The organism is Parvibaculum sp., from assembly GCF_045863935.1.
Taxonomy (GTDB): domain Bacteria; phylum Pseudomonadota; class Alphaproteobacteria; order Parvibaculales; family Parvibaculaceae; genus Parvibaculum.
Window position 1 is genome coordinate 15,632 of record NZ_BTVP01000001.1, and the last position, 15,928, is coordinate 31,559.

General features: G+C 64.5%; 18 protein-coding genes. 7 read left to right on the forward strand and 11 right to left on the reverse strand.

Translation table 11 applies throughout. The annotated features are described in order from the left end of the window. Nucleotides 1-148 precede the first annotated feature (148 nt). From dnaK to ACKUUH_RS00115, 5 genes are all read left to right on the forward strand, one after another. Nucleotides 149-2,074, forward strand: a complete 1,926-nt coding sequence (gene dnaK / locus ACKUUH_RS00095) for a molecular chaperone DnaK (RefSeq protein WP_407947801.1) — start codon at nucleotides 149-151, stop codon at nucleotides 2,072-2,074. A gap of 101 nt (nucleotides 2,075-2,175) precedes the next feature. Next, nucleotides 2,176-3,327, forward strand: a complete 1,152-nt coding sequence (gene dnaJ / locus ACKUUH_RS00100) for a molecular chaperone DnaJ (RefSeq protein ID WP_407947802.1) — start codon at nucleotides 2,176-2,178, stop codon at nucleotides 3,325-3,327. 68 nt (nucleotides 3,328-3,395) lie between these two features. After that, the gene (locus ACKUUH_RS00105) at nucleotides 3,396-3,734 is read left to right on the forward strand and encodes a DMT family protein (protein WP_407947803.1); all 339 of its coding nucleotides are present in this window, start codon (nucleotides 3,396-3,398) and stop codon (nucleotides 3,732-3,734) included. Nucleotides 3,735-3,782: 48 nt separating this feature from the next. After that, nucleotides 3,783-4,598, forward strand: a complete 816-nt coding sequence (gene dapB / locus ACKUUH_RS00110; RefSeq protein ID WP_407947804.1) for a 4-hydroxy-tetrahydrodipicolinate reductase — start codon at nucleotides 3,783-3,785, stop codon at nucleotides 4,596-4,598. A gap of 27 nt (nucleotides 4,599-4,625) precedes the next feature. Beyond that, nucleotides 4,626-5,258 carry a 2,3-bisphosphoglycerate-dependent phosphoglycerate mutase gene (locus tag ACKUUH_RS00115; protein WP_407947805.1) on the forward strand — a complete coding sequence of 211 codons (633 nt, stop codon included), beginning with the start codon at nucleotides 4,626-4,628 and terminating at the stop codon, nucleotides 5,256-5,258. Here ACKUUH_RS00115 and ACKUUH_RS00120 read toward each other — a convergent pair. Next, nucleotides 5,255-5,782: a DUF2244 domain-containing protein gene (locus ACKUUH_RS00120; RefSeq protein ID WP_407947806.1), complete on the reverse strand. Its 528-nt coding sequence runs from the start codon at nucleotides 5,780-5,782 to the stop codon at nucleotides 5,255-5,257. The genes ACKUUH_RS00115 and ACKUUH_RS00120 overlap by 4 nt on opposite strands. Before the next feature lie 81 nt (nucleotides 5,783-5,863). Here ACKUUH_RS00120 and nth point away from each other — a divergent pair, with 81 nt between their 5' ends. Continuing rightward, nucleotides 5,864-6,514: an endonuclease III gene (gene nth / locus ACKUUH_RS00125; protein WP_407947807.1), complete on the forward strand. Its 651-nt coding sequence runs from the start codon at nucleotides 5,864-5,866 to the stop codon at nucleotides 6,512-6,514. A 10-nt stretch (nucleotides 6,515-6,524) separates the two neighbouring features. Here the strand turns inward: nth and ACKUUH_RS00130 are convergent, their stop codons facing one another. Both ACKUUH_RS00130 and ACKUUH_RS00135 read right to left on the reverse strand, forming a co-directional pair. Next, complete coding sequence (locus ACKUUH_RS00130) at nucleotides 6,525-6,902, reverse strand: hypothetical protein (RefSeq protein WP_407947808.1); 378 nt, start codon at nucleotides 6,900-6,902, stop codon at nucleotides 6,525-6,527. Next, complete coding sequence (locus tag ACKUUH_RS00135; RefSeq protein ID WP_407947809.1) at nucleotides 6,899-7,579, reverse strand: sulfate transporter family protein; 681 nt, start codon at nucleotides 7,577-7,579, stop codon at nucleotides 6,899-6,901. The genes ACKUUH_RS00130 and ACKUUH_RS00135 overlap by 4 nt, the downstream gene beginning before the upstream one ends. Nucleotides 7,580-7,843: 264 nt before the next feature. Here ACKUUH_RS00135 and ACKUUH_RS00140 point away from each other — a divergent pair, with 264 nt between their 5' ends. After that, nucleotides 7,844-8,839, forward strand: a complete 996-nt coding sequence (locus ACKUUH_RS00140; protein ID WP_407947810.1) for an adenosine kinase — start codon at nucleotides 7,844-7,846, stop codon at nucleotides 8,837-8,839. Here the strand turns inward: ACKUUH_RS00140 and coaA are convergent. The 8 genes from coaA to ACKUUH_RS00180 form a co-directional block, all read right to left on the reverse strand. Next, on the reverse strand, nucleotides 8,836-9,822 hold the full coding sequence (coaA, locus tag ACKUUH_RS00145; protein WP_407947811.1) for a type I pantothenate kinase: 987 nt from the start codon (nucleotides 9,820-9,822) through the stop codon (nucleotides 8,836-8,838). The genes ACKUUH_RS00140 and coaA overlap by 4 nt on opposite strands. Continuing rightward, nucleotides 9,819-10,148, reverse strand: a complete 330-nt coding sequence (locus ACKUUH_RS00150) for a phosphoribosyl-ATP diphosphatase (RefSeq protein WP_407947812.1) — start codon at nucleotides 10,146-10,148, stop codon at nucleotides 9,819-9,821. Before ACKUUH_RS00150 ends, coaA begins: the two co-directional genes overlap by 4 nt. Before the next feature lie 115 nt (nucleotides 10,149-10,263). Then, entirely contained in the window at nucleotides 10,264-11,361 is a 1,098-nt protein-coding gene (locus ACKUUH_RS00155; protein WP_407947813.1) for a pentapeptide repeat-containing protein, read from the reverse strand. 135 nt (nucleotides 11,362-11,496) lie between these two features. Then, on the reverse strand, nucleotides 11,497-13,026 hold the full coding sequence (locus tag ACKUUH_RS00160; protein ID WP_407947814.1) for a CHAD domain-containing protein: 1,530 nt from the start codon (nucleotides 13,024-13,026) through the stop codon (nucleotides 11,497-11,499). Nucleotides 13,027-13,184: 158 nt separating this feature from the next. Further along, entirely contained in the window at nucleotides 13,185-13,943 is a 759-nt protein-coding gene (gene hisF / locus ACKUUH_RS00165) for an imidazole glycerol phosphate synthase subunit HisF (RefSeq protein ID WP_407947815.1), read from the reverse strand. Continuing rightward, the gene (gene hisA / locus ACKUUH_RS00170; RefSeq protein WP_407947816.1) at nucleotides 13,943-14,674 is read right to left on the reverse strand and encodes a 1-(5-phosphoribosyl)-5-[(5-phosphoribosylamino)methylideneamino]imidazole-4-carboxamide isomerase; all 732 of its coding nucleotides are present in this window, start codon (nucleotides 14,672-14,674) and stop codon (nucleotides 13,943-13,945) included. Before hisA ends, hisF begins: the two co-directional genes overlap by 1 nt. Before the next feature lie 10 nt (nucleotides 14,675-14,684). Beyond that, complete coding sequence (gene hisH / locus ACKUUH_RS00175; RefSeq protein ID WP_407947817.1) at nucleotides 14,685-15,323, reverse strand: imidazole glycerol phosphate synthase subunit HisH; 639 nt, start codon at nucleotides 15,321-15,323, stop codon at nucleotides 14,685-14,687. A 2-nt stretch (nucleotides 15,324-15,325) separates the two neighbouring features. After that, nucleotides 15,326-15,832, reverse strand: coding sequence for a DUF2628 domain-containing protein (locus ACKUUH_RS00180; protein ID WP_407947818.1), 507 nt, complete (start codon nucleotides 15,830-15,832; stop codon nucleotides 15,326-15,328). Nucleotides 15,833-15,928 lie beyond the last annotated feature (96 nt).

Sequence of the window (15,928 nt, forward strand, 5' to 3'; positions counted from 1 at the left end):
GCAATGTTTCAACCCCTGAACCGGGGCGAAAATCCCGGGAAGGATCCCCTTTGGGGACCGGTCGGACGGCCGCGCGCAAGCGCAAGCCGGCCAGCGGGTGCCACAAGGCCCGCCCGGTCAGCCGCAAGTGAAAGAGGACCAGCAAGCTATGGCTAAAGTCATCGGTATCGACCTCGGCACGACGAATTCGTGTGTCGCGGTGATGGAAGGCAACAGTGCCAAAGTCATCGAGAATTCCGAAGGCATGCGCACCACCCCGTCGATGGTGGCCTTCACGCAGGACGGCGAGCGCCTCGTCGGTCAATCCGCCAAACGCCAGGCCGTCACCAATCCGACCAATACGCTTTTTGCAATCAAGCGCCTTATCGGCCGCGCCTACGAAGACCCGACGACCCAGAAGGACAAGGGGATGGTGCCTTACGACATCATCCGCGCCGACAATGGCGATGCCTGGGTGGAAGCGCAGGGCGACAAATATTCGCCGTCGCAGATTTCCGCCTTCATCCTGCAGAAGATGAAGGAAACCGCCGAAAGCTATCTCGGCGAGAAGGTCGAGAAGGCCGTCATCACCGTTCCCGCCTATTTCAACGACGCGCAGCGCCAAGCGACCAAGGACGCCGGCAAGATCGCGGGTCTTGAAGTGCTGCGCATCATCAACGAGCCGACGGCAGCGGCACTCGCCTATGGTCTCGACAAGAAGGAAGGCGAACTCATCGCGGTCTACGACCTTGGCGGCGGCACGTTCGACGTGTCGATCCTTGAGATCGGCGACGGTGTCTTCGAAGTGAAGTCGACGAATGGCGACACGTTCCTCGGCGGCGAAGACTTTGACATGCGTCTCGTCAACTACCTCGCCGACGAATTCAAGAAAGAGAACGGCATCGACCTGCGCGGCGACAAGCTCGCGCTGCAGCGGCTGAAGGAAGCCGCCGAAAAGGCGAAGATCGAACTCTCCTCTTCGTCGCAGACGGAAGTGAACCTGCCCTTCATCACCGCGGATGCTTCCGGACCGAAGCATCTCACCATGAAGATCACGCGCGCGAAGCTCGAGGCGCTCGTCGAGGATCTCATCCAGCGGACGATCGATCCCTGCAAGGCGGCGCTGAAGGATGCGGGCGTGACCGCGGGCCAGATCAACGAGATCGTTCTCGTCGGCGGCCAGTCGCGCATGCCGAAAATTCGCGAAGCCGTGAAGCAGTTCTTCGGCAAAGAGCCGAACATGAGCGTGAACCCGGACGAAGTGGTCGCCATGGGCGCGGCCATTCAGGCCGGCGTGCTGCAGGGCGACGTGAAGGACGTGCTGCTGCTCGACGTGACGCCGCTTTCGCTCGGCATCGAAACGCTGGGTGGCGTGTTCACCCGTCTCATCGAGCGCAATACGACGATCCCGACCAAGAAGGCGCAGACTTTCTCGACAGCCGAAGACAACCAGTCGGCTGTGACGATCCGCGTCTTCCAGGGCGAACGCGAGATGGCGGCCGACAACAAGCTGCTCGGCCAGTTCGACCTGCTGGGAATCCCGCCCGCACCGCGCGGCGTGCCGCAGATCGAGGTTGCCTTCGACATCGATGCGAACGGCATCGTGAACGTGTCGGCGAAAGACAAGGCGACGAACAAGGAACAGACGATCCGCATCGAAGCCTCGGGCGGTCTCTCGGAAGCCGACATCGAGAAGATGGTGAAGGACGCCGAAGCGCATGCGGAAGAAGACAAGAAGCGGCGCGAGGAAGTCGAGACGCGGAACCATGCCGAAGCGCTGGTGAACGCGACCGAAAAGACGATCGCCGAGAATGCCGACAAGCTCGACGCAAGCGTGAAGGCCGATGTCGAAGGCGCTGTCGAGGCGCTGAAGGCCGCGCTGAAGGACGGGTCGAGCGACGACATCAAGACGAAGATGGAAGCCCTCACCCAGACGTCGATGAAGATGGGCGAAGCGCTCTACAAGGCTGCCCAGGCGGAAGCCGAGAACGAGGCCGCCTCCGCAAGCGACAGCAGCAATGCGGGCGACGATGTCGTCGATGCCGACTTCGAGGAAGTCGACGACGACAAGAAAGATCAGGACAAGTCCGCCTGATCCGGGGCCTCGTCATGACGCCCTTATTCTCACACATCCATGCAGGCCGGGCGCGCAAAGGCGCGCCCGTGCCCGCGCGTTCAGTTGCAAGGTGATCCCCGATGTCGAAGCGCGATTACTATGACGTGCTCGGGGTGAGCCGCAACGCAAGCGCCGACGAGCTGAAGAAAGCCTATCGTTCGCTTGCGAAGAAACTCCATCCCGACCAGAACCCGGGCGACAAGGAAGCCGAGCAGCGCTTCAAGGAACTCAACGAAGCCTATGACGCGCTGAAGGACGAACAGTCCCGCGCGGCCTACGATCAGTTCGGACATGCGGCCTTCGACGGCGGCATGGGTGGACGGGGCCCCGGCGGCATGGGCGGCGGTTTCGGCGGCGCCTCGATGTCCGACATTTTCGACGATCTCTTCGGCGAATTCATGGGCGGGCGCGGCGGCCGGGGACGCCGCGGCGGTGGCGGCCAGATGCGCGGCCACGATCTTCGCTACAACATGGAGATCACGCTCGAGGAAGCTTTCGAGGGCAAGAAGGCGCAGGTCCGCGTGCCGGGCTCCGTCGCCTGCGAGGCCTGCCAGGGCTCCGGCGCGGCGCCGGGATCGAGCCCCGTCACCTGTCCGACCTGCCAGGGCGACGGCAAGGTGCGCGCCTCGCAAGGCTTCTTCACCATCGAACGCACCTGCCCGACCTGTCACGGCCGCGGACAGACGATCGACAAGCCCTGTCCTGCCTGTCAGGGCGCGGGCCGCGTCGAAAAGGAGCGCACGCTCTCGGTCAATATTCCCGCCGGCGTCGAGGACGGCACGCGCATCCGCCTTGCGGGCGAGGGCGAAGCCGGGATGCGCGGCGGACCTTCAGGCGATCTCTACATCTTCCTCTCGGTGAAGCCGCACCGCCTGTTCGAACGCGACGGCGCGGATCTCTTCTGCCGCGTGCCGATCTCCATGGTCACGGCGGCGATGGGCGGCGAGATCGAGGTGCCGACGCTCGGCGGCAAGAAAGTGAAAGTGAAGATTCCCGAGGGCGCACAGACGGGCCGTCAGTTCCGCCTCCGCTCCAAGGGCATGCCGGTGGTGAATTCGCGCGAAACGGGCGACCTCTATATCCAGATCACCATCGAGACGCCGGTGAACCTGACGCGCAAGCAGAAGGAACTGCTGAAGGCATTCGAGGACGCCTCGGACCCCAGCAACAGCCCCGAAAGCACCGGCTTCTTCGCCAAGGTGAAGGAGTTCTGGGACGGCTTCCAGAACTGAGGCATTGCGATATGCTCCAAAGGCCCCGCGGGAAAAATCCGGCGGGGCCTTTTTCGTGGCCGGTCCCCATGCAAGCCTATCTCACGCCCATCGCACTTCTCGTCGCCTCCAACGTCTTCATGACGACCGCCTGGTACTGGCACCTGAAGTTCAAGGCGACGCCCCTCATGTTCGTCATTCTCGTGAGCTGGGGGCTCGCCTTCTTCGAATATTGCCTCGCCGTTCCGGCCAACCGCTTCGGCTCCGACGTCTATTCGCCGGCCCAGCTCAAGACCATCCAGGAAGTCATCACGCTCGTCGTCTTTGCCGGGTTTTCCGCGGTTTATCTCGGCCATGCGCCGACATGGAACACCGCCATCGGATTTGCGCTCATCGCGCTCGGGGCCTATTTCGTCTTCCGGGGGTGAGGCGGGGCTGCTATAGAGCCCGCGGGACAGACGGAGCGCGAGACCATCATGGCTCAAGACATCAGGATCGCGGTAACGGGGGCGGGCGGCCGCATGGGCCGGACGCTCATTCGTCTCATCGCCGAAACGGACGGGCTGACGCTTTCGGGCGGGATCGAGGCCGAAGGTTCGCCGCATCTCGGCAGCGATCTCGGCATACTGGCGGGGCTCAGCGCCCCTCTCGGCATCGCCGCGACGTCCGACGCGCTCGCCGTCATCAAGGATGCCGACGCGCTGGTCGATTTTTCCGTGCCGGAAGCCTCGCTCGAATTCGCCGCGCTCTCGGCCCAGGCCCGCATCGTCCATGTGATCGGCACGACGGGCTTTGCCGACGAAGACCTGCCGAAGATCGAGGCCGCCGCGCGCCACGCGACGATCATCAAGGCCGGGAACATGAGCCTCGGCGTCAACCTTCTCGCCGCACTCGCGCGGCAGGCGGCGAAGGCGCTCGGACCCGAATGGGATATCGAGATCCTCGAAATGCACCATCGCCACAAGATCGATGCGCCGTCCGGCACCGCGCTGCTGCTCGGGCAAGCGGCAGCGGAAGGGCGGGGCGTCGGCCTCGGCCACAATTCCGAACGCGGCCGCGACGGCATCACCGGCGCGCGCGCATCGGGCAAGATCGGCTTCGCCTCGCTCAGGGGCGGGTCCGTCGTGGGCGAGCACGACGTCATCTTCGCGACCGAGCATGAGCGCATCGTGCTCCGCCATGTCGCGGAGGACCGCAGCATCTTCGCGCGCGGCGCTCTGAAGGCGGCGCAGTGGGGGCAGGGCAGGGGACCTGGCCTCTTCAACATGGCCGACGTTCTCGGCATAGAGTAATCCCTATACGGATCAATGGAGCAAGACTTGGCTAATCTGCTTGTGCTTGTCCGCCACGGACAGAGCGAATGGAACGAGAAGAACCTCTTCACGGGCTGGCGCGATCCGGGCCTGACCGAACAGGGCAAGGCGGAGGCGAAGGAAGCGGGCGAGGCGATGAACGCGGCCGGTCTCAGCTTCGACGTCGCCTATACGTCCGACCTTTCGCGCGCGCAGGAAACGAACCGCATCATGCTCGCCGAACTCGGCCAGAGCGACATCGAGATCGTGAAGGATCAGGCGCTCAATGAGCGCGACTATGGCGACCTCTCCGGGCTCAACAAGGACGATGCGCGCGAAAAATGGGGCGAGGAGCAGGTCCATATCTGGCGCCGCTCCTATGACGTGCCGCCGCCCGGCGGCGAAAGCCTGAAGATGACGGCGGAGCGCGTGCTGCCTTATTACGAGCGGGAAATCCTGCCCCGCGTGCTGAAGGGCGAGCGCGTCCTCGTCGCCGCGCATGGCAATTCGTTGCGCGCGCTCGTCATGCAGCTCGACAAGCTCTCCCAGGACGAAATCCTGAAACTCAACATCGCGACCGGCGCGCCGATCGTCTATGAGCTCGACGACAAGGGAAACGTGCTCTCGAAGAAGATGCTGATCGAGCGCGAGGCGCACTAGACTTCTTGCGGCATCCTTTCGGCGGCCGGTGCGCTGCGCAGCTTCGCCAGCGCCCTTTCGAGGGCGCGGGCGAAATCCGCGCGTTCCGGCGGCGAGAGCGCGGCGGCGACTTCGATGCCGCGGCCATGGCTCGTGAGATGCAGGTGGGTCGATTCATCCGGCTCCTCGCGGAGCGCGAGCCGCACCCAATAGGGCTGGAAACTGAAGGCCCGCGCCTTTCCCTTCGCATCGACGCGGCGCACGCGAAGCTCATTGTCCGAGAGCTGCACCGTTTCATGCGCGCGGGCCGCCCGGTAGTTCGCGCGGAAGGCCCACCAGACGGCCACGACCTCGAGACCGCAAAAGCCGAAAACCGGCCAGGCGCCCTTCGCCATGAAGAGGACGCCGGACGCGAAGTTCACCGCCGCCACGATGCCGATCAGGATCGCGAAGCCGCGCATCGAAAGCGAGCGGTGCGGCGTGATCAGCGCGTTGAAATGCAACGGGGGCGCGAGGGGCGCCGGATCGGGCGAAAGAATGGTCATGCATCAAAGGGTAAGGCGGCGGCCGCGCCCCGGCAATACGGCCTTGCGACGCAGGCGGGGTTATGTACAAAGTTTCGCCCCATGCCCGTACAGATGAAAAAAGCCGATATCGAGGAGTTCTTCCGCCGCCTTTGCCAGGCGCTGCCGGAGCCGAAGACCGAGCTCGAATACCGCAACACCTATACGCTGCTCGTCGCGGTGGTGCTTTCGGCGCAGGCCACCGATGTCGGCGTCAACAAGGCAACGAAGGCGCTCTTCAAGACCGTCGACACGCCGCAGAAGATGGTGAAGCTCGGCGAAGCGGGGCTCACCCAGCACATCAAGACGATCGGGCTCTACCGCAACAAGGCGAAGAACGTGATCGCGCTGTCGCGCCTGCTGATCGAGAAACATGGCGGCGAGGTGCCGCGCGACAGGGAGGCGCTGCAGGAGCTGCCGGGGGTTGGCCGCAAGACGGCCAATGTCGTGCTCAATGTCGCCTTCGGCGAACCGACGATCGCGGTCGACACGCATATCTTCCGCGTCTCGAACCGGACGGGGCTCGCGCCGGGGAAAGACGTCGTCGAGGTCGAGAAGAAACTCGAAAAGGTCGTGCCCGCCAAATACCGGCAGCACGCGCATCACTGGCTGATCCTGCATGGGCGCTATGTCTGCAAGGCGCGCAAACCCGACTGCCCGGCTTGCCCCGTCAGCGATCTCTGCCGCTTCAAGGCGAAGACCGTCGTTACCTGATCCCGGAACGTCAGGACATCGGTACGTTGCGCTTGGCAAGCACCGCGGCAAGGCAGGCATCCTTGCTCGCCGGGCCGCCTTCCATTTTGCGCGCATCGACATGGCGCGAACCGAGCGCGCCGCCATCCGTTTCGTAGAAATAGACGAAGAGGCTGCAATCGCCGCCCGCATATTGCCATATCTCGGCATGGGGTTCGGCGCGGCGGAAATCCGGCTCGCCGAGGCGGGCGGAGATCGCCCCGGGGGCGGCGCCAAGAAGCGAGGCGGGGGTCAGCGGCGCCGTGCCGAGCGAAGCCATGATGCCGCCGCGCGCGTCGATGCCCTTGCCCGGCGCCGTCTCGCAGGCGGCAAGGCCGAGCGCGAGCCCGAGAAGCAGAAGATGCCTCATGCGGGCCTCCGCGCCGCGAGGCCCTTGTAGGTGTGGACCATCAGCGCCGTGCCGAACAGCGGCGCGAAGAGGTTGAGGACCGGCACCGTCGTGAAGAGCGCGATGATGACGCCCGCGAGGAAAACACGCACGCCGTGGCGCTTGCGCAACCCCTGCGCCTCGACCGCCGGGATATGGCGCAGCGCCACGAGCTCGAAGAATTCACGGCCGAGCAGATAGCCGTTCACCACCCAGAACAGGACGAGGTTGACGCCCGGCACGAGATAGAAGGGGAGCGCCAGCAGGTTCACCACGACGAGAACCAGCGTGAAGCGGATCGCGACCAGGATCGATTGCCAGAAAGGCTGGTCGCGCCCCGGCGGATCGGCCGGATAATCCTCCGCCTCCACGCGGGCGGCGATGTTTTCAAGGAAGAGACCCGCAACCAGCGAGACAACCGGGTGAACCAGCGGGACCAGCACGATGACGGCGAGGAAGCGCGCCACGAATTCGAGGATCGCGTCGACCCAGCCGCCCGCAAAATCGGGTCCGAAAGCCGGCATGGCGGCGAGCGCCCATTGCAGCCCCGCCCCGAAAAGGGCGAGGACGAGGATCGTCAGGCCCACCGAAATCACCATCACGCGCCGGAAGGGCGGCGAAAAGGTTTCTCGGAAGGCGCGCAGCGCGTCGGACAGCATGAAATACTCCGGGACCGTTGGGCCGCCTAACCTAGAGCCCGCAAGCAGCGCCTGCAATGCGCCCAGGGAAACCACGGAGCCGGGAAAACCCCGGATTTCCGGGAATCCGGCAGGTTTTTGGACATATGAGCCTCAATCCCTATACTCCCGCCCGCAAGGTCTTTCCGTGGCGTGTTTTCGAACCGCAAAAGCCCTCTCCTCATATGAAGGAGGCGCTTTTGCTGAAAACGCTCCGAAATTCTCCCTGAAAAATTCCAGAGGATCATGGCAGAGCTCAAGTATGACGTGGCGGGCATCGGCAATGCGCTCGTCGATGTGATTTCCAACGCAGACGACACTTTCCTGACGGCAAACGGCATCGAGAAGGGCGGCATGACGCTGATCGATGCGGAACGCGCCGATGTGCTTTACGGCAAGATGGGCGCCGCCGTCGAAATGTCGGGCGGTTCCTGCGCCAACACGATCGCGGGGCTCGCCTCGCTCGGCGGCAAGGGCGCCTTTTTCGGCAAGGTCCGCAACGACCAGCTCGGCGAGGTCTTCATCCACGACATCAAGTCGCTCGGCGTCGCCTTTCCGGCCTCGCTGGCGGAAGAAGGCGCGCCGACGGGACGCTGCCTCATCATCGTGACGCCGGACGCGCAGCGCAGCATGAGCACCTATCTGGGCGCCGCGCAGAAACTCACCCCGGACGATATCGACGAGGCGACGATCCGCGCCGCCGCCGTCACCTATATGGAAGGCTATCTCTGGGACGAGCCCGGCGCGAAGGATGCCTTCCTCAAGGCCTCAAAGATCGCGCATGACGCAGGCCGCCTCGTCTCGCTCACGCTGTCCGACAGTTTCTGCGTCGGCCGGTTCCGCGACGAGTTCCGCCGTCTCGCGAAGGACGAGGTCGATCTCCTCTTCGCGAACGAAGCGGAAATCCTCTCGCTCTACGAAACCGATGTCTTCGACGAAGCGCTGCAGCAGGTGCGCAAGGACTGCAAGTTCGCCGCGCTCACGCGCTCCGAGCAGGGTTCCGTCATCGTCGCCAATGGCGAGGTCCATGTCGTCGATGCGGCCAAGGTCGAGAAGGTGGTGGATACGACAGGCGCGGGCGATCTCTTCGCGGCCGGTTTCCTCTACGGGCTCACGCGCGGCAAGGACCCGGTGACATGCGGACGGCTCGGCGCGCTGGCGGCGGCCGAAGTGATCTCGCATTACGGACCGCGACCGCAGGTTTCGCTTCGCGATCTCGCCAAGGAAAAAGGGCTCGCCTAAATCTTGCGGAGATAGACTTCGCGGATGCGGTGGTCGTCGCCTTTCCTGAGGATCAGGTCGGCGCGCTGGCGCGTCGGCAGGATGTTCTTGTGCAGGTTGGCGAGATTGATCGAGGTCCAGATCGCGTCGGCCGTTTCTACCGCTTCCTCCTCGCTGAGCTTGGAGTAGCGGTGGAAATAGGCCGCCGGGTCCTTGAACGAGGTCCGGCGCAGGCTCAGGAAGCGCTCGATATACCAGCGACGGATCGTTCCTTCATCGGCATCGAGATAGATCGAGAAGTCGAAGAAATCCGACACGAAAGGCTGCGGCTCGTCGCCATCGGCGGGCTTCCAGGGCTGCAGCACATTGAGACCTTCCACCACGAGAATGTCCGGCCGGTCCACCGTCACGGTCTCGCCGGGGAGCACGTCATAGGTGAAGTGCGAATAGAGCGGCGCCTCGACCTTGCGCGACCCGGCCTTCACATCCGAGAGGAAGCGGATCAGCCGCTTGATGTCGAAGCTTTCGGGAAAGCCCTTGCGCTGCATCAACCCGCGCTCTTCGAGCAGCTTGTTCGGATAGAGAAAGCCGTCGGTCGTGACGAGATCGACTTTCGGATGGTTCGGCCAGCGCGCGAGCAGCGTGCGCAGGATACGCGCGGTGGTCGACTTGCCGACGGCGACGGAACCCGCAACGCCGATGATGTAGGGCACCTTGTCGGCGCCGCCGAGAAAATCCGACGTGACGCGGTAGAGTTCCTGCATCTCGCCGACATAGAGATTGAGGAGCCGCGACAGCGGCAGGAAGATTTCCGACACCTCGTCGAGCGAGATCCGTTCGCCGAAACCCTTCAGCTCCTCGAGTTCCTTTTCGGAAAGCGGCAGCGGCGTGTCCTCGCGCAGCCGTCCCCATTCCGCCGCCGTGAAGTGGCGGAAGGGCGAAAGGGATTCCCGTTCTTCCTGATCCATGATGCCCGTGCCGCCCATGCCGATGGTCTCCGTCATCTTTCCGCGCGCGCGGCTTTTTCGTCGAGGCCGGAGCGGCCTTCGCGCCGCTCGAGTTCGGCATAGACGTCAGCCGGATCGAGGCCGAGCGCCGCGATCAGCACAAGCCAGTGATAAAGGAGATCGGCACTTTCGGAGATGGCGCCTTTGGCATCCCCGGCCATCGCGGCGATCACGGTTTCCACCGCTTCCTCGCCGAGTTTCTGGGCGCAGGCAGGCAGGCCCTTCGAAAACAGTTTTGCCGTATAGGAGGAGGCGGCGTCGGCGCCCGTGCGGGCGGCGATCACCTCGAACAAACGATCGAGCTGGCGGGCGTCGGCAGCCATGAGGCGCTCCCCGGACGGTTGACGGGCCCACGTCCGGGTCCGTCGAAACGGCCCCGCGCGGCGGCATTGCGTAGCAGATTTACGGGTTTGAGGCCAGTGCGGGGCTTCCGCAGCCTCAGAGCCTTGTGGAGAGGCTGGTGCCCGAGAGTTCGCCCTTCTTGGTGCCGTCCTGGATGGCACCTTTCAGTTCGGCGCCGCGAAGATCGGCACCGCGAAGATCGGCCTCCCTCAGATTGGCGCGCAGCAGGATCGCATCGCCGAAATCGGCCGCCGCCAGGACCGCCTTTTCGAAGTTCGTATCGGCAAGGATCGCCTCGCGGAAATTCGCGCCGGCGAGCACCGTGCGGGAAAAATCCCGGCGGGAAAGGTCCATGCGGGCGAAATCGGCGCGCATACCGCCCCGCTGGCCGGTTTGTATCCATTCCAGATGAGCGCTGAGAATTTTCGCCATGCGCTCGGGGCCGGGCGCGGTGCGCGGGCGGGTTGCGCGCATCATGTCGCCGCGCGAGACCGTGTCCTCGTCCATGATGGCGCGGCGGAAATCGGCATCGGCAAGATTGGCGCCCTTGAGTTCGACGCCCTTGAGTTCGGCGCCCGCGAAGCTCGCGCCGCGCAGATCGGCGCCCTGGAGGCTCGCACCGGAGATCGACGCTCCGTCGAAATCGGCATCGAGCAATTTGCATTCGGCCATGTTGGTGCCATACATGCGCGCGCCGCGGAAACTGGAGTTCTCGCGGCCGACAGGCGCGCTTGCGCCGCGCCGGATCACCGCTCCGCGCCGCAGATCGGCGCCGTCGAGCCGGGCTTCCGTCATTTCGGCATCGCTGAAATTCGCGCCGCGCAGGTCTGCGCGCGAAAAATTGGTGCGCGTCATGTTGCAGTGGTCGAAATTCGCGCTGAAGAGATTGGTGCCCGCGAGCCGCGCGTCCTCGAGGTTTGCGCCTGAAAACTCGCAGCCGATGAAATGGCCCTGCGAAAAATTGAGGTTGCGGAAGTCGAGGCCCGAAAGGTCGCATTCCTTCATCACGACGCACCAGCCGCCGGGAATGCCCTTGAGGTAACGCAGATGCAGTTCCGCGATCCGGTTCAGCGCCTCCTGACCGATACGGCGGCCGATGATCGCGTTGTCGTCCGACACCGTCTTGCCGGCCTTTCCCGTGGCGGCGCTCGCCGCTTCTTCCGGGGATTTCGCAGCAGCTTCGGAACTCGACATGATGAGCCAGACCCTCACACAGACAAATCGGCCCCGTCCGGTGCGCGGGGCCTCACGGGTCGCATGCTAGAGGGCTAGTTTTTCAGATTTTCTTAACGGCAGCCGGGATTCGAACAAAACGGCAGGACCGTCGCATCAGGCGGCTTTTTCCCGCCAGAAGGGGGCCGTTCCAGCGAAGCGCCGCCAGAGGCGGATCGCGCCTTTCCATTCCCTCGCCGCCCGCTTTTCATGCCAGGCGAGGATACGGGCGGCCACCGCCCGAATTTCCTTGCCCTCGGCGAGGCGGCCGAGAATGACGTGCGCCGTCTCTACATCGTTAAGACCGCCAAACACGTCCTGCATCTGGCCGAGATATTTCAGATAGGGTTTCACCTCGTCCTGCTCGTAGAGCGACGAGAAAAAATGCAGCGCGTAGCGCAGTTTCTTCAGCCGCTTGCGCAGCTCATGCCGCTCGCCGCCTTCCAGGCGTTCGATATCGCGGCCGAGCTTCATCGCCTTGGCCAGGCGCTTGTCAAGCGCGGCCCCGGCAAAGTCACGCGCGAAGGCCGGCGCCTTGCGCTTCGTATGCCAGCCGCGTTCGGCAAGAAAAAGACCGTATTCGAGGAGGAAGCGCGTATAGCGCCGCGACCGGAGAACGGTGAGCGCCCGTTCCCATGCATCCGCGCGCGCCTTATCGATGCAGGCCTCGAGGGCGGCGCAGCGGGCGCCGCCAAGATCGACGGGCGCAACGATATCGGAGGTGAAGACGTCGAGGTCGCGCGCGGCGCCGAGTTCGTTCGCAAGCCACTTTGCTTCGGAGGCGAGGCGGTCGGCGAGATCGCCGCCGACAACGGGGCGGAAGATTTCGAAGGCCGAGCGCGCGCGGCGCAGCGCAACGCGCATCTGGTGCAGGCCTTCGGGCGATCTGTGTTCGGCGGCGGCTTCCTCGTTCGCCATCATGTGGACGAGGCAATGCCTGAGCACGATCCCATAGGCATCGTCGAGCGTGGCATGGCGGTCGATGAGAATGGCGTCCGCCTTCACGACGGCGGGTGTCTTCTGGCGCAGAAGCGCGAAGCCGCGCTCCGACTTGCTCCTGTGACCGACGCGCAGTTCCGCGATCTCGTTCAGGTCGAGCGCGATGCGATAAAGGCTCGCTGGCGTTCCCTCCTTGAGTTCGAGTTCGATTTCGCTCACCGGCGCGCCGCGGCCATCCGCCTGCAACTCGCCGCGGTCGAGCGCGAGTTCGATCAGGTCGCCTTCGGGCGTCGCGATGTTGTGGATCGTGCGGCGAATGTCGCTGACGAGGCGCGGACCGATCGCGTGGCCGTTGGCGAGTTCGCGAACGCGGGCGCGCAGATCTTCGGGCAGCTTGTTCAGGTCAGGCGTGGAAGCGTTGCCCGGCAGCCGGGCTTCATATTCGCCGACGTCGCGCGCAACGCTGCCCGCGCCCGACACGTCGGCCTCGGTCTTCAGCGTCTGAACGCAGCCTCGGCCATGACGGCGCAGCCGCAACGCCATGCCGTTGTCGCCCAGGACCAGATTGTCCGTGTCGAAATATATGGAATGCAGATGCTTGCCGGAGGCGCGGCCCTGCTTCATGCGCTGCAGCACCGGCGCCCGGCGCACGCGCTCAAGCTCTGCAGGCTCGCAGACGAGCTTCAGTTCGATTTCGCGGTCCGACATTATTCCCGCCGACGCCTTTGGAAAACCAAGCCTCTCGCGCACCAAGGCAGAAGCATTCTGCCGGGCGCCGCTCCCGCACGCAATTGTCACCTTCAGCCTGCGTCGTTTCTCCACAGGCTCTAGTAGGAAGAGAGCCGTTTTGGCACAAGCTGTTGCGGTTAGAGCCTGACCGGTATGCCGGCCTTCGCCATATGGGCCTTCGCTTCGCCCACCGTGTGATCGCCGAAATGGAAGATCGAGGCCGCGAGGACCGCACTCGCATGACCGTCGCGAATGCCCTCGACCAGATGGTCGAGCGTGCCGACGCCGCCCGACGCGATGACGGGAACGGAGACGGCATCCGATACGGCTCTCGTCAGGGCGATGTCGAAGCCCGACTTCGCACCGTCGCGGTCCATGGACGTCAGGAGGATTTCACCGGCGCCGAGCTCCGTCACCTTGACCGCATATTCCACCGCGTCGATGCCGGTTTCCTTGCGGCCGCCATGAGTGAAGATTTCCCATTTGCCGGGGGCGACCTGCTTGGCGTCGATCGCGACGACGATGCACTGGTTGCCGAACTTTTCCGACGCCACGCGCACGAAATCCGGATTGAAGACGGCGGCCGTGTTGATCGAGACCTTGTCGGCGCCCGCGAGCAGAAGCTGGCGCACATCGTCCACCGTGCGCACCCCGCCGCCGACGGTGAGGGGCATGAAACATTGCTCCGCCGTGCGGCGCACGACATCGAAGATGATCGCACGTTCTTCGTGGCTCGCCGTGATGTCGAGGAAGCAGAGTTCGTCGGCGCCCGCCGCATCATAGGCGCGCGCGGCCTCGACCGGATCGCCCGCATCGCGCAGGTCGACGAAGTTCACGCCTTTGACGACGCGGCCATCCTTCACATCGAGGCAGGGAATGACACGGGCCTTCAGCATCAGGCGGCACCCCGGAGAAGAGCCAGCGCTTCGGCCGGATCGAGGCGGCCGTCGTAAAGCGCGCGGCCCGAGATCGCGCCTTCGATGCCGGAGCAGTTCGTCTCCATCAGTTTCTTCAAATCCTCGATCGAGGAGAGGCCGCCGGACGCAATCACCGGAATGGAAATCTGGTCGGCCAGCGCAACCGTCGCCTCGATGTTCAATCCCTGCAGCGCGCCGTCGCGGTCGATGTCGGTGTAGATGATCGCGGCAACGCCCGCATCCTCGAAGCGGCGCGCCATGTCGAGCACGGTGAGGTCCGACACATCCGCCCAGCCCTCCGTCGCGACGCGGCCGCCCTTGGCATCGAGACCGACGGCGATGCGGCCCGGAAACTTCCGGCAGGCCTCGATGACCAGACCGGGGTCCTTCACCGCCGCCGTGCCGATGATGACGCGGCGAATGCCTTTTTCGAGCCACATCTCGATGGTGGCGAGATCGCGGATGCCGCCGCCGAGCTGCGCCGGTATCGAAATCGCCGCGAGAATGCTCTCGACCGCACCGGCGTTCACCGGGCGGCCTTCAAAGGCGCCGTTCAGATCGACAAGGTGGATGTAGTCGAAACCCGCCGCCTCGAAGGCGCGCGCCTGCGCCGCCGGGTCGTCGTTGAAGACGGTCGCCTGGTCCATGAGCCCATGCACGAGACGGACGCATTGCCCATCCTTCAGGTCGATCGCGGGAAAGAGGATCATCGGTTTGCTTTCACGGACGCCACTTCAGGAAATTGCCGATGAGAGCGAGGCCGAGCGCCTGGCTCTTTTCGGGGTGAAACTGCGTTCCCACCAGGTTGTCCTTCGCGACCATCGCGGTCACGGGGCCGCCGTAATCGACGCGCGCGGCAAGGACCGCGGGGTCCGACACCGCGAAAGCGTAGGAATGCACGAAATAGGCGTGGGTCGCGGGCATGTCTTCAAGAAGAGGGTGTCCGTTCACGACCTCGAGTTCGTTCCAACCCATATGCGGAATCTTGAGCAAGGGGTCGGACGGTTCGATCTTCACGACGTCACCCTCGAGCCAGCCGAGCCCCTGGTGAACGCCGTGTTCAAGGCCGCGCTCCGCCATGAGCTGCATGCCGACACAGATGCCGAAGAAAGGTTTGGCGTCTTTCCGCACGGCCTCTTCCAGCGCTTCCACCATGCCGGGGATCGCATTGAGCCCGGCGCGGCAATCGCCGAAGGCGCCGACGCCGGGAAGCACGATCCGCTCGGCGGCGCGCACCGCATCCGGATCGCTCGTGACCAGCACGTCCGCCACAAGCCCCCCATCGCGGCCCGCGCGCTCGAAAGCCTTCGCGGCGGAGCGGAGATTGCCGGACCCGTAATCGATGATCGCGATCTGCAAGATCAGTTTCCTCTTTTCGGCCCGGCTTCGGGAAAGAGGCCGAAAACGTCATGCGTGGCTGTATTGGCCGGGGCGGGAGCGACCGCATTGCGGCGCGGCCAGACCGGCGCCGAGAGCGGCGCCACAGGCGCCACATCGAGCGGGCGATCCCATTTCGCAAAGAAGCGGCGTTCGGCTTCCTCCAGCGACGAGCCGCCGGAAATGCCGATCTCGCGGTAGCCTTTCCTCGCCAGCGTCCAGCGGCGGATGTCGTTTCCCTCGAAGCCGAGGAGAAATTGCAGCGCCAGCGAACAGACCGCCGCCGCCTCGACGCCGAGCGTACGTTCAGCAAGGAAGGAAACCACGGCGGTGAGGCCGATCCAGAATGCGAGCGCGATCCAGAGCCGGTTGAAGGCAAGCCATATCCAGGACAGCAGGAAGGCCGGGAAGGAGAAACCCTCCTTCACCAGCACAATGCCGGCGCCGTCGAGCGGCGCGCCGGGAAGCTCGTGGACCGTGTAGATGCGCATGGGTTCGTTCCGCCCGTGAGGGGCTTTGCGTTCGCGCTTTATCTAGGACAGATCGCCGCCGAAAACCAGCAGGAAGGCCCCCGCATGAAGACCGGC